This is a genomic window from Nesterenkonia flava (genome assembly GCF_031432335.1).
GTDB classification, from domain to species: Bacteria; Actinomycetota; Actinomycetes; order Actinomycetales; family Micrococcaceae; genus Nesterenkonia; species Nesterenkonia flava.
On record NZ_JAVKGT010000029.1, the window covers coordinates 1 to 12845 of the forward strand.

A 12845-nucleotide genomic window follows, 5' to 3' on the forward strand; every position below is an offset into this window, starting at 1 on the left:
GGAACACCGCTTACAACTACGCAGACCACCGCTTCCAACTCCGGCTATCCGCCAGTGGCGGCCGATCACCTGGGCGGGGCCGCAGACGACGCCGACACCGCCTCCGACGCCGGATTCACCGCATATCCGGGAACCTGCCGGCACATTCCGGATCATCGGGGCAACGCGTTCCCCTCCGACCATCTCGCGGTGCGTGCAACCCTGCGGCCGGCCGGCGCCTGAGGGCATCTGAAACAGCGCAACCACCTCTGAACCACCCCACCGAGAGGCCGAGGAAGAAAAACTCCCGGCGCCGGGGGTGAGGCCATGCCCAGTGAGCCTCACACCCCGACGCCGGGAGGGTCTGTTTCTCGCGGATTCCCCACTTCTGGGGTTCCTCCGCGTTTTCTCGGATTTTCCGCGTCCTCACGCTCTCCGGCACCCAAAAGGCGCCGGGAATCCGAGATCACTCGTCAGGGAGACGAACGAGACGTCGTCGTTCCCCTACTTCTTGCGCCGCAGCTGGAACTGCGCGGCGTGGTGGTTCTCCGGAAGGTGGTCGCCCTTGCCGAAGAGCTTGTTGCGCAGCGTGCCGGGCTTGTACTCGGTCTTGTAGCGGCCCAGCTTCTGCAGCTCGGGCACCACGTACTCCACCACGTCCTCAAAGGTCCCGGGAGTGATGTGGTAGGCGAGGTTGAAGCCGTCCACGTCAGTCTCCTCCTGCCACTCGATGAGCTGCTGGGCCGCAGTGGCGCCGTCGCCGATGATGACCGGGCCGAAGCCGCCGACGCCGACCCACTCGGCCAGCTGCCGCACAGTCCAGGCCTCGTCCTCCCGGCCGGAGGCCTTCTGGAAGGTCTCCACGGTGGACTGAATGGCGTTGGACTCCACGTCGCCGATGGGCTGGTCCAGGTCGAACTGGGAGAGGTCGATGCCCATCCAGCCGGACATCAGCACCAGACCACCCTCGGGATCGATGTACTGGGCCAGGTCGTCGTACTTGGCCTGGGCGGCCTCGTTGGTCGGTCCGGTGACCACGGTCTGCATGGCGAAGATCCGCACGTCGTAGGGGTCGCGTCCGGCCTCGGCCACGGCCTGCCGGATGCGCTGCACCGAAGCCTTTGCCAGCTCCTTGGTGGGCGGGTTGATGAAGACCGCCTCGGCGTGCTTGCCGGCGAACGCGCGGCCACGGGTGGAGGCGCCGGCCTGGTAGACCACCGGCATCCGCTGCGGGGAAGGCTCCACCACGCCGATGCCCGGGGTCTTGAAGAACTCGCCCTCGTGCTCGATCCGGTGGACCTTGGAGGGATCGGTGAAGAGCCCGGACTCCTTATCGGCGACGACGGCGTCATCCTCCCAGGAGCCCTCCAGCAGCTTGTAGACCACGTCCATGTACTCATCGGCGTGGTCGTAACGCTTGTCGTGCTCCATCTGGTCATCCTGACCCAGGTTCTGCGCGGCCGAGGGGAGGTATCCGGTGACCACGTTCCAGCCCACCCGACCGTTGGTGAGATGGTCCAGGGTCCCCAGCCGGCGGGAGAACGGGTAGGGATGCTCGTAGGCGGTGCCGGCGGTGACGCCGAAACCGAGGTTCTCGGTCACCGCAGCCATGGCGGCCACCAGCAGGAACGGATCCTGCAGCGGGATCTGCGCTCCGGAGCGCAGCGCCGCGTCCGGGCTGGCGTCGAAGACGTCGTAGGGACCCAGCACATCGGCGATGAAGAGCCCGTCGAACAGGCCCCGCTCCAGGATCTGGGCCACGTCGGTCCAGTACTTGATGGTGTTGTACTCCCGGGCGCGATCATCCGGGTGGCGCCAGAGCCCCGGGGACTGGTGCACCACGCAGTTCATGTCGAAGGCGTTGAAGAGAATCTCACGCTGGCCCGCGTCGGTCACGGGGTAGCCTGCGCTGCTGGCCTGAGCATCGGTCATGGGGGTGGCGCTCCTCCTGTTGCGGTTCCTTGCACGATGGAAGAGTCACCGCAGGCACGGTGCAGTACACCGTGTGAGGTGGAAGGGTTCTTCCATCGGTCCTGGCGTTAGCACCGAAACGGACGTATCCGAAGGTTGCTGCGGCGTCGTCGAGCCAGATCTCTCAGCCGCTCTGGATGGTTACGGGTACGACCCTACACGGGTCCTGCAGCACCGCTCGAGGCCCGCGTCATAAAAGTCCACGCAATGGACCCCGGGTCTGCCGGCGGGCCGCGTGCGGGGCCTACTTCACCGCACCAGTGGTCAGCCCTTCAATGAGGTAACGCTGCAGCAGCACAGCCACGGCAAAGATAGGAATCACCGCAATGAGCGAAGAGGCTGCGATCCGCCCGAAGTCCTGCACCCGCTCGCTGAGCATGCCAGCCAGCAGCACCGGCACGGTCTGGGTGTCCTGGCTCTGGGTGAGGAAGGTGGCGAAGAGGAACTCGTTGTAGTTCAGGATCACGATGATCACCCCCACCGCGATGAGCGCCGGGGCCAGCATGGGCGTGACCACGCGCAGCAGAAGCTGCCACTCGCTGGCACCGTCGATGCGCCCAGCCTCCTCGATCTCCACCGGTATGCGGCGGATGAACCCGTCCAGCAGCCAGATGGCCACCGGCACGTTCATCAGCGCATACACCAGGGTGAGCCCCTCCAGTGTGTTGGTGAGTCCCAGGATCCGCAGCAGGGTCAGCAGCGGAATGATCGCCACGATCGGCGGCAGCAGCCAGGGGCTGAGGATTAATCCGGACAGTGCTTTGCCGCCGGTGCGGTGACGGGCGATCGCCCAGGCGCCGGGCAGGGCGAGCACCAGGGTCAGCAGCGCTCCTCCGAAGGCGGCGACGAGCGAGTTCACCACCCCGCGCGGTATGGGTGAGTCCCAGGCATTGGCCCAGTTCTGAGTCGCCGGCTGGGAGGGGAACAGGATCCCCGACGCGATCTGTCCCTGGGTCATAAACGAGATCGACACCAGATAGAGCAGCGGCACCAGCACGACGACGAGGCTCAGCAGCACCCAGCTGCTGGCCAGTACGGACTGCTTGTGCTGGCCCGGCCGGGGCAGGCGCCGCCGGTAGGACCTGCTGGTCAGGGCCTTGGAGGCGGTGGTGGTCTCAGTCATCGCGGAGCCTCTTGGTGATCATGAAGACGGGAATAGTGACGACGGTGACCACCACTGCCAGCAGCAGCGTGATGGTGGCGGCGATCCCGACGTCGAAGTTCTGCAGCGCCGAGCGCCAGATGAGGTAGGCCGGCACCTGGGTCGAGGAGCCGGGGCCTCCGGAGGTCATCACGTAGACCAGGTCAAAGACTTTGAACGCGAGGATCAGCCGGATGAGGAACGCGGCAATGATGGTGCCCGCGACCGCCGGCAGCGTGATGTGGCGGAAGAGCTGGAACCCGCTGGCGCCGTCGAGCTGCGCCGCCTCAGTAATCTCCGGATCCTGGCCCAGCAGCGCGGTGAAGACCAGCAGCACCACCAGCGGGGTCCACTCCCAGACGTCAGCCAGTCCCACGCCGAAGATCGCCCACGTGGTGTCCGAGAGCACCGCATAGGTGCCCGACCCGGGGGTGAAGCGCCGGATGAGGGTGTCCAGCAGACCCCCTGAGGGACTGAAGATGAAGCTGAAGAGAATGCCGACGACGACGGGCGGCACAATCATGGGCAGCAGCAGCACCGTGCGGACAAAGGCCCCGGCGCGCAGGGATCGCCACAGAGCCACGGCCGTGACCGTGCCCAGCAGGGTGCTGGCGATAGCCACACCGAAGGCATAGCCGGTTCCCAGCACCAGAGAGTTCTGCACTGCAGTGGAGCCCAGCGCAGTCTCAAAGTTGTCCGTGCCGACAAACTCCTGGAACGGGTTGCCCAGACTCGATCGGGTGAACGCTGCCGAGGCGATGAACACCAGGGGGTAGGCGGCCAGCACCAGCAGCACCAGCACGCTCGGGCTGATGAAGAGGCGGTGATGAAAGCGCTCCGAGAGGCGCCGGGCACGGGGCCGCCGCCCAGGCTGGCCCGTCTCATGGGGCTGCCCAGGCGGCGGGGGCGTCGTCGTACTCTCCGGCGTAGCTGCCGGAGCCAGAGTCTCAGTCGACAAGGAGCCGCTCCCATTCGGCCTGCACCGTGTCCAGGGCCTCCTGTGCCGAGCCTCGCTGACCGGAGAGGTAGGCGGCCAGCTCATCGGTCAGAATCTGGGCGGCCTCGGTGGCGTTGGGGCCCGTCGGCCAGGCAAGTGCCCCGTGCAGGGTGGAGGCGTTGACCTCCTGGAGCTCGGGGAACTCCTCGCCGTAGGTCTCATCCTCCAGGGAGGAGATGCGGTTAGGGTCAATGCCGGTGGGAGGCAGCGCGGTCAGCAGCTCGGAGTTGACCTCCGTGGAAGCGGCCCAGGCGATGAACTGCTGGGCGAGGTCGGTCTTGTCGGTGTTGCCGGCGACCACCCAGCTGAAGCCAGCCACGAGGGAGGCGCGCGGATCCTCACCCTCGGCGGCGCGGGGCAGATAGGTCACGCCCCACTCTCCGGCGACTTCGGAGCCCGAGTCCGGATCCTCAGACCGGACGCCCAGGTCAGTCCAGTTCTCGATGAACGCGACGTTGCCCGCGAACCACGCGGAGTTTCCAGCGCCGAAATCCGTCTCGGCCGGCGTGGGCAGTGCGTGGTCCCAGATATCTCCCAGCGCCTCCAGCGACGCCACGGCCTCGGGCGAGTTGATGACGGGGTTGCCGTTCTCGTCAAGGAACTCTCCGCCGTAGCCGGCCAGCCGGTTGGCGAAGCTGGCGCCGAGGATCAGCGGGGACTGCTCGCCGAAGACCGCCGCCCCGTAGACGCCGTCTCCTGATTCGTTCTCCGTGATGGTCTGCACCTGCTCGGCGTACTCGTCCCAGGTGGCCGGCGGCTCGTCGAAGCCGTTGCGCTGCAGAATCTCGGCGTTGTAGAAGAGCGCGTGAATGTCGCCGTCGAAGGGAAGGCCGTAGATCTCCTCGTCGACGTAGGCGTAGGGCTCCCAGATGGTGGGGATGAAGTCGTCGACGTCGATCTCCGGGGTGCTCTCCACGAACTCGGTGATCGGCTGAATGCTGCCGTCGGCAGCGAGGTCCCCCAGCGAGACGTACCAGGGGGCCGAGACGTCATAGGTGTTGGCGCCGGACTGCTGGTCCAGGGTCAGCTGGGAGGCGATCTCGTCATAGGGGACGGTCGTGACGTTGACGGTGACCCCGGTTTCCTCCTCGAAGCGCTCCGCCAGCCACTCCCCTGCTCCCTCGTGCGAGGCGTTGAGGAGGATGTTCAGTTCTTCGCCCTCGTAGTCCCCGGCGAACGCGTCGCCTTCGGCGTCAGCGCCGCTGGCTCCGCCGCCGCAGGCGGACAGGCTGAGAGCGACAACGGCGGTGCCCGCCACGATGCTGGTGCGGGCGGCGCGTGGAGTGCGGTTGCTCATTGGTTTTCCTTCGCTTCTCTTCAGGCACGTGGGTACTGCCGCGCACCTGCTGGCTGCGGCAGGTGATGTGAAGTCTCCGCAACGAACCCGCAGGCGGGTGCGTAGGGAAAGGTAGAGAACTCCCATCGGTTCTGGCGGTAGCACCCGGCGGTGCTGTAAACAGCTCCGGGTTGCTGCGGCGTCACTGAGCCAGATCTCTCAGCCGCTCGGGATGGATATGCGAGTACTGTACTAAACGTTTCAGACCCCGGTGACACATCACGTCATAATCACCCTCTGAGGTCGGCGGTCTGGTTGGCGGTGGCTGGCTGAGCTGCCTCCCGCGTCCGTCCGCGTGCCAGAGGTCATGTCCGAGGCGGCCCGTAGTGTGGAGGCATGAGCAGGAGTTGGCGGCCTGAGCACCAGGGCCCCGGGGACATGACGTGGTGGTCCCGGGTTCCCGTGGAGTGCGCCCGCCTCGTCTATGCCGTACCTGGTGAACCGGCGCTCCCCTCTGGTTTGACCCATCTGGCAGAGGTGCCGGAGCTCGCCGAGTCCTGGGCCGATCAGGTCACGGCGCGGCGGCTTGAGGCCCGGGGGCTTTCTCGGCTTCTCAACTACCGGGGACGACGTCGTCACGAGGCTGAAGCTGCTGAGGCGACTCTTGCTGGGCGCGCCGAGGCGGACCGCGCAGCCGTACGGGACATCGCGGTGGTGATGGGCCTCTCCGAGGGGACCGCTGCGGAGGTCCTCAACGCTGCCGAGTACGCCCGGGACCACCTGCCGCAGACATGGCACGCCTTGCTGGAAGGCTCTCTGGACATGAACCGGGTGCGGAAGATCGTGACAACCGCCTCCGGGATGCTCAGTGAGAAGAACCGTCGGACCCTCGACGAGGCGGCCGCCTCCGTCGCCGCCGGCATGCCCGGTGGTCGACTCCAGTCATGGCTGAACCGATTCATTGCGGCACTGGATGCCGACGAGTTCCAGGCCCGATGCCGGAAGGCGCGGGCGGCACGCTTTGTCCGGATCTTTCACGGCGACGACGGCATGAGCGACCTCCACGCGCGGATCCCCACGATGGCCGCCGCTCAGATCGAGAAGCAGCTCTACGCAGCGGCCCGGGACCTCGATGCCCCGGTGCCAGCCCCCTCCGGAGAAGGCTGCCTCCCGTCTCGCGACGTGGGAGCCTCCCCTCCCGACCCGTGGCAGGGACTCTCCGCTCCCCCGCCACGAAACCTCACCGCTCGCTTGAAGGCGTCAGAGGACGGCGATTGTGCACCCCACGGCGACTTCTTCGGCTGGCCATACGGTTCCGAGCTGCCTCACTCCCCAGCGCTGCCTCACTCCCCAGCGCCTCCCAGCGAAGCTGACAGCGGTGCCGGACTCAGCGCCACTCCCGGCTCCGCTGTCGAGACTGGCACTGACGCTGGCACCGGCGCTGGCGTTGGCACTAGCACTGGCAGCACTCCACCGGACCCGACGCCACTGGCGGGGCTGACCCGGCGCGGGGGTGATCCGCGCACACTCGAACAGCGCGAGGCTGATCTTTTCACCGCCCTGCTGACCAACAACCCGAGCCTCGAGTCCTCTGCGCCAGGCGGGGGTTCACAGGGCCTGAGCGGAGCCAAGATCGCGGTCATGATTCCCTACGGGACACTTCTGGGGCAGAGCCAAGAGCCCGGAGTCAGCGCAGACCGAGCCTGGGCGCTGCCCGCCGAGGAGGCCCGCGCACTCGCTCGCGAGGGCATTGATCCCACAACCGGCGTGCAGCATGAGTGGTACATGATGCTTCATTCGGAAGCTCCCGATCCGCCTCCGCCAGGTTCCGGAGCGCGTCGTGAACCGGCCTCAGGTACCCCGGGGATCAGTGCGTCTTCCGCCAGGTCCGGCAGAGGCCGAGGACATGTGGACCCGCTGATTCCAAGGAACCTGCTGGCCATCACCTATGAGGGCCATGATCCGCCCGCTCGACTGCGAGATGCGCTGATGTTTCGTGACGGCACATGCCAGGCCCCCGGATGCAGCGTGCCCGCAGAACGCGCGGACCTGGACCACCGGATCCCCTGGGGTCCCGGCGCTCGCGGCCGGACCACGGCCTCGAACCTCTGGAGCCTGTGCCGCCGGCACCACCGCATGAAGTCTCACGGCTACCTAGCGAACGGGCACCTGGAACCCCCGCCACCCGAGGAGGGCTGAATCGCTAGCGCTTCCCCGCAGCTGCCGCCGGGACCTCGGGCTGGGCCTGCGCAGCGCCGATCTCCATAACCTCGGGCTTCCCAGCGTTGGCTTTCACAGCGTCGGGCTCCGCAGCTCCGGTCGCCACAGCGTCAGGCTCCCCGGCGCGGGCGCCCGCAACATTGGTCGCCTCAGTCTCGGTTTTCGGCAGGAACGTATTAAGCACCACGGCCACGAGCATGGCCGGCACGATTCCGGAGCCCAGCAGCAGCTGGATATCGCTCTGGAAGCCCGAAAGCACCTCCTCCGGGGCCAGCGAGAAGCCCAGACCGGATCCCAGGGAGACCGCGAGGATCAGCAGGGCTCGGCGATCCAGCGTCTCCTGGGCGATCACCTGGACACCGGCCGAGGCCACCATCGAGAACATCACCAGGACAGCACCGCCCAGCACCGGGTAGGGGATCGTGTTAAAGACGGCCGCGATCTTGGGCACGAATCCGGCCAGGAGAAGAATGCCGCCGGCGATCGCCACCACGAACCGGCTGACCACACCGGTCAGGGCGATGACCCCGGTGTTCTGTGAGTACGTGGTGTTCGGCAGCCCGCCAAAGATGGCGGCAATGGAGGTGCCGATGCCGTCGGCCATTACTCCTCCGCTGAGTTCACGGGCGGTGGGAGCCCGGCCGGCTCCCGTGCGCGCCACGGCGGTGATATCACCGATCGACTCCACGGAGCTGGCGATCGCGATCACGGTGATCGCCACGATCGCCGCCGAGTGGAAGTCCAGACCGAACTGCAGCGGCGCCGGAGCGAAGAACCACCCTGCCTCGGCCACGGGGCTGAAGTCCACCATGCCGGCGGCCAGCGCCACAGCGTAACCGGCGATGAGCCCGATCAGCACAGCAGCCACGGAGGTGAAACCGCGGGTGAACTGATTCAGCGCCACGGTGACAATGACCACCACGGCGGCCACGCCGTAGTACTTCAGCGCACCGAGATCGCCGGCCGCCTCCGCGGGCGAGCCCCCGGCGGCATAGTTGATGGCGGTGGGCATCAGACTGATCCCGATGATCAGGATGATGATTCCAGCTACGAACGGCGGGAACAGGCGTGCCAGCCAGCGCATGGAACCCCCAAAGACCACCTGCACGACGCCGGCAATCACCGCGCCCCCGAACACGGCCCCGATGCCGTACTCGTTACCGATGGGGATGGCCACCGCCAAGAACGCGAAGGAGGTTCCCTGCATCACCGGCAGCCGAGCCCCGACGGGTCCCACGCCCAGGGTCTGCAGCAGGGTCGCCACGCCGGACATGATCATGGCGATCTGCACCATGAGGGTGACTTCGCTGGTCGCCATGCCGATGGCTCCGCCCACGATGAGGGCCGGCGCGGCGTTGCCCACGAACATGGCCAGAAGGTGCTGCACCGCCAGGGGCACAGCGCGTTTCAGGGGCGGCATCTCGTTGACACCGTCCCGCGGCGCCGCGGCTGCACCCGGCGAGGGCGATGGTGCGGACAGTCGTGATGCCTCAGTGAGGCGGGGTGCCTCAGCAGCAGGTGTGGCGGCCATGTCATCTCCTCGTCAGCGCAGAGCACCCCGGAAGGGGGCTTCTGCTTCGAGGGTAGAAAGCCGCTGTTATCGGCAGATGCCTGCCGTGTTACGCGCATGTGAAACACAAAGCGGCAAGACCATGGCATGGCTGCAACACATGTTTCACCACGTTCGACGGTGCCGACTGCTCAGCCCTGGAAACGCTTGAGGAACTCCTCTTTGGGCACCTCGGTCGCAGCTGCACTGAGGTGCTGGAATGCCCCGCGGTACTGGGCGGCGGGATGGCTTTCCGGCAGCCGGTCAGACCCGGTGATGGAAGCCCGCAGGCTCGACGACGACGTCGCCTCCTCAGGCCTGCGCGCCAGTCCTCGTTCGCGCAGCACGGGCAGCACATGCTCGATGAACTCGTCGTAGCTGCCGGGAATCGTGGAGTTGATGATGTTGATGCCGTCGATCCCGGCATCCTGCCAGGCCGCCAGCTCATCGGCGATCTTCTCCGGGGTGCCCACCACGCGGGTGGACTGGGCCCGGAAGTGCGCCAGGTCCCGCAGGGTCACGCGGCCATTGGGCGCCATGCGCTTGATCTCCGAGAGATGCCCCTGGGCGCCTTCGGTGTGCTCGAGATCGTCCAGCGGCGTGTCGATGGGCAGGTGCCCCACATCCACTCCGAGGCTTCCGGCGGTGTGGGCAATGAGCGCGTGATCATCGATCGAGGCGTCGAGCTCGGCGGCCTTGACCTGAGCCTCTTCCTCGGTGGAGCCGATCACAAAGGAGAGCCCCTGAATAAACTTCAGGTCCTCGGGACGGCGGCCGAACTTCTTGGTCCGCTCCTTCACATCCTGGGCATGGGAGGCGGCGATGTCGCGCCGCGGCGCCATGGAAAAGGTCGCCTCAGCGTGCTGGGCGGCCACGTCGCGGCCACGGTCGGAGGAGCCGGCCTGGAAAAGGTAGGGGGTCCGCTGCGGTGAGGGCGAGGACAGGTGCGGCCCCTCAACACGGTAGCGGTCGCCGTCGTGGTTGATCTTGGAGACCTTGGCGGGGTCGGCGTGCAGGCCGCGGCCGCGCTCGTGCTCTGCGGTCTTGTCCTGCAGCAGGGCACCGTCCTCCCAGGAGCCCTCCCACAGCTTGTAGCAGACCTCGAGGTACTCCTCGGCCCAGGCATAGCGGTCGTCGTGCTTGGCCAGACCGTCGCCGCCGAAGTTGCGGTGGGCGTTCTCCTGCGAGTTGGTGACCACGTTCCAGCCCACCCGGCCCCCGGAGAGATGATCCAGGGTGGAAAGCTGCCGGGCAAAGTTGAACGGGTGGGCCTGAATGACCGACGAGGTCAGGGCCAGCCCGATCCTGTCGGTCACCGCGGCCAGCGCGGAGATCAGCACGAGCGGATCATTGGAGGGGATCTGCAGACCCTTGCGCACATGGGAGGCCCAGCCGCCCTCGTGGTCGCCGTAGAGACCGACGACGTCGGCGAAGAACGCGATGTCGAACCCGGCATCCTCCAGCTTCTTCACCAGGGAGATCCAGTGGGGAAGCTCGTTGAAGCGGTGCTGCTGGGCCTCCTCCCGCCGCCAGGCGCCACCGATGATGTGGCTGGTGGTGTTCATCAGGAAGGCGGACAGGATCAGGGGCTGGCGGGACAATCAGGCCTCCAAGGATGCGGGCGCGAGCACCGTGAGGGCGCGCGAGAGTCGGGGAGTAACGGACAGAGTGACCGGGCAGGTCAGGACACCGGTGTGTCGGCTCTACAGAAGAGGGTTGAGCTCTTTGAACTGGCTCTGATGAAAGACCAGACCCTGAGCATCCTCATCAAAGCCCAGATCCAGAATCTCCAGCACAGCAATATCATGATCCCCAGCCGTGAACTGACTAAAGATCCGGGTCTTAAACCACAGCGGAGAACCCTCCAGGACAATCGCCCCATCACCATCAACACTGCGGCCCACACCCTCAAAACGACCAGCACGATCCTTCGAGGCCAACTGCCGCGCCACATGGCACTGCTCCCGACCAATCACCGAAACCCCTAGATGAGTCGCCTCATCACGCAGCTTCGGCCAGGTCGCCGACGTATGCTGAACCGCCACCGTCACCAGCGCCGGCTCCAGAGAAACCCCCACCGTGAAACTCGAGGCCACCAGAACCTCAGGGTTCTCCTGGACCTCGGCAGCAATCGCCACCACACCCTGAGGAAACTGACCCAACGCCTTACGCAGGTCCAAAGGATCAAAGCGGGGTGCTGCGGCCTCGCTGTTCACGGCCGTGGCGGTGTTCGCAGTGCGGGCTAATGCGGGTGCTGAAGTGCTCATGAATGCTCTCCCATCGATCCTGGCAGTAGCACCCGGCGCGAGAGCCTGCACGCGTTTCACGTGCACAGGATCCCCGGGTTGCTGCGGCGTCGACGAGCCAGATCTCTCGGCCGCTCGGGATGGTTACTGTTTCCACAGTACGCCCCGCACACCGCGTAGTTCAAAGGGTTCCACACTCTGAGCGCAACAGGAGGCAACAAAGGTGGAATGGGCCACAGGAGAATCTGCGCGGCGGCGGGGACGTGAGGACTGCGGGTGAAGGACTACAGGTCGGAGGAGACCGACCAGATGTTGATGCCGGACTCGCCGCGGGTGATCTCGTCAATCTCGGTGAGTTCCTCGCTGGTGAAGGAGGTGTTCTGAACGGCCGCGAGGTTCTCATCCAGCTGGGCGGTAGAGGAGGCTCCCAGCAGCACCGAGGTGGCGCCGCCGTCGCGCAGCAGCCAGGCGATCGCCAGCTGGGCCAGGGTCTGACCGCGTCGGGACGCGAGGTCGTTGAGCCGGTTCAGGCGGGCCAGGTTGTCCTCGCTGAGGTGGTTCTCGAACAACGTGGAGCGGCCGCCGGAGGGCTTGGCGTTGGGATCCTTCAGGTACTTGTTGGTCAGCAGGCCCTGGGCCAGCGGGGTGAACGCGATCGAGCCCATACCAGTGTCCTTCAGGGTCTCCAGCAGGCCATCCTCGACCCAGCGGTTGAGCATGGAGTAAGCGGGCTGGTGGATGACCAGCGGGGTGCCCAGGTCGTTGGCGATCGCCACGGCTTCAGCGGTGCGCTCGGCCGAGTAGGAGGAGATGCCCGCGTAGATGGCTTTGCCCGAGCGCACAGCGGTGTCGAGCGCGCCGATGGTCTCCTCCAGCGGGGTATCGGGATCCACGCGGTGGGAGTAGAAGATGTCGACGTACTCCAGGCCCATGCGCTCCAGGGACTCGTCCAGGCTGGAGAGCAGGTACTTGCGCGAACCGAAGTTGCCATAGGGTCCGCGCCACTGATCCCAGCCGGCCTTCGACGAGATGATCAGCTCGTTGCGGTAGGGCTGGAAGTCCTTGGCGAAGATGCGGCCGAAGTTCTCCTCGGCTGCCCCGTAGGGCGGGCCGTAATTGTTGGCCAGGTCGAAGTGGGTGATGCCGGCGTCGAAAGCGTGCCGAATGATCTCCCGCTGGGTGGCGAACGGGGTCGTGTCACCGAAGTTCCACCACAGACCCAGGGAGATGGGCGGAAGCAGCAGGCCGGTGCGGCCCACGCGGCGGTACTCGAACTGCTCATAGCGGTTCTCGGCTGCGGCGTAGGGGGTGTGGGTCTCGGTGCCCCACGGCGAAACGTCTACGGACTGGGCCGGTGCGGCCTGTGCTGACTCTGTCATGCGTCCTCCCAAAGGGTCGGGGTGCAGGTGGGCTGCGGCGTCGTCGTCATCCTACCCGCCAGCGTGAACTGGATAGTTCAGATTGCG

10 protein-coding genes and 3 riboswitches are annotated in these 12845 nt (G+C 66.4%); of the genes, 2 read left to right on the forward strand and 8 right to left on the reverse strand.

Annotated features, from left to right (window positions below; genetic code table 11):
* On the forward strand, positions 1 to 222 hold a 222-nt coding region (locus RH857_RS10565), incomplete at its 5' end, for a hypothetical protein (protein WP_310537939.1).
* Between the two features lie 261 nt (positions 223 to 483).
* On the opposite strand, the gene RH857_RS10570 is transcribed toward RH857_RS10565, so the two are convergent.
* The 4 genes from RH857_RS10570 to RH857_RS10585 all read right to left on the reverse strand — a co-directional run bounded on the left by RH857_RS10570 (position 484) and on the right by RH857_RS10585 (position 5385).
* A complete protein-coding gene (locus RH857_RS10570; RefSeq protein ID WP_310537940.1) occupies positions 484 to 1911 on the reverse strand; it encodes an LLM class flavin-dependent oxidoreductase in 1428 nt (475 codons plus the stop codon).
* Between the two features lie 89 nt (positions 1912 to 2000).
* A riboswitch (SAM riboswitch) is annotated at positions 2001 to 2094 on the reverse strand.
* Positions 2095 to 2194: 100 nt separating this feature from the next.
* Entirely contained in the window at positions 2195 to 3073 is an 879-nt protein-coding gene (locus tag RH857_RS10575) for a carbohydrate ABC transporter permease (protein ID WP_310537941.1), read from the reverse strand.
* Positions 3066 to 4049 (reverse strand): carbohydrate ABC transporter permease, encoded by a 984-nt coding sequence (locus RH857_RS10580; RefSeq protein WP_310537942.1) that lies wholly within the window; start codon positions 4047 to 4049, stop codon positions 3066 to 3068. Before RH857_RS10580 ends, RH857_RS10575 begins: the two co-directional genes overlap by 8 nt.
* A complete protein-coding gene (locus RH857_RS10585) occupies positions 4039 to 5385 on the reverse strand; it encodes an ABC transporter substrate-binding protein (protein ID WP_310537943.1) in 1347 nt (448 codons plus the stop codon). The genes RH857_RS10580 and RH857_RS10585 overlap by 11 nt, the downstream gene beginning before the upstream one ends.
* A 119-nt stretch (positions 5386 to 5504) precedes the next feature.
* Positions 5505 to 5603, reverse strand: a riboswitch (SAM riboswitch).
* A gap of 157 nt (positions 5604 to 5760) precedes the next feature.
* Between RH857_RS10585 and RH857_RS10590 the strand changes: the two genes are divergently transcribed.
* Positions 5761 to 7563 (forward strand): HNH endonuclease signature motif containing protein, encoded by a 1803-nt coding sequence (locus tag RH857_RS10590; protein ID WP_310537944.1) that lies wholly within the window; start codon positions 5761 to 5763, stop codon positions 7561 to 7563.
* A gap of 4 nt (positions 7564 to 7567) precedes the next feature.
* On the opposite strand, the gene RH857_RS10595 is transcribed toward RH857_RS10590, so the two are convergent.
* From RH857_RS10595 to RH857_RS10610, 4 genes are all read right to left on the reverse strand, one after another.
* Entirely contained in the window at positions 7568 to 9115 is a 1548-nt protein-coding gene (locus tag RH857_RS10595; RefSeq protein WP_310537945.1) for a uracil-xanthine permease family protein, read from the reverse strand.
* A 170-nt stretch (positions 9116 to 9285) separates the two neighbouring features.
* Positions 9286 to 10734 (reverse strand): LLM class flavin-dependent oxidoreductase, encoded by a 1449-nt coding sequence (locus RH857_RS10600; protein WP_310537946.1) that lies wholly within the window; start codon positions 10732 to 10734, stop codon positions 9286 to 9288.
* 102 nt (positions 10735 to 10836) lie between these two features.
* On the reverse strand, positions 10837 to 11349 hold the full coding sequence (locus tag RH857_RS10605) for a flavin reductase family protein (protein ID WP_310537947.1): 513 nt from the start codon (positions 11347 to 11349) through the stop codon (positions 10837 to 10839).
* Positions 11350 to 11407: 58 nt separating this feature from the next.
* A riboswitch (SAM riboswitch) is annotated at positions 11408 to 11526 on the reverse strand.
* A 137-nt stretch (positions 11527 to 11663) separates the two neighbouring features.
* Positions 11664 to 12758 (reverse strand): aldo/keto reductase, encoded by a 1095-nt coding sequence (locus RH857_RS10610; protein ID WP_310537948.1) that lies wholly within the window; start codon positions 12756 to 12758, stop codon positions 11664 to 11666.
* Between the last annotated feature and the right edge of the window lie 87 nt (positions 12759 to 12845).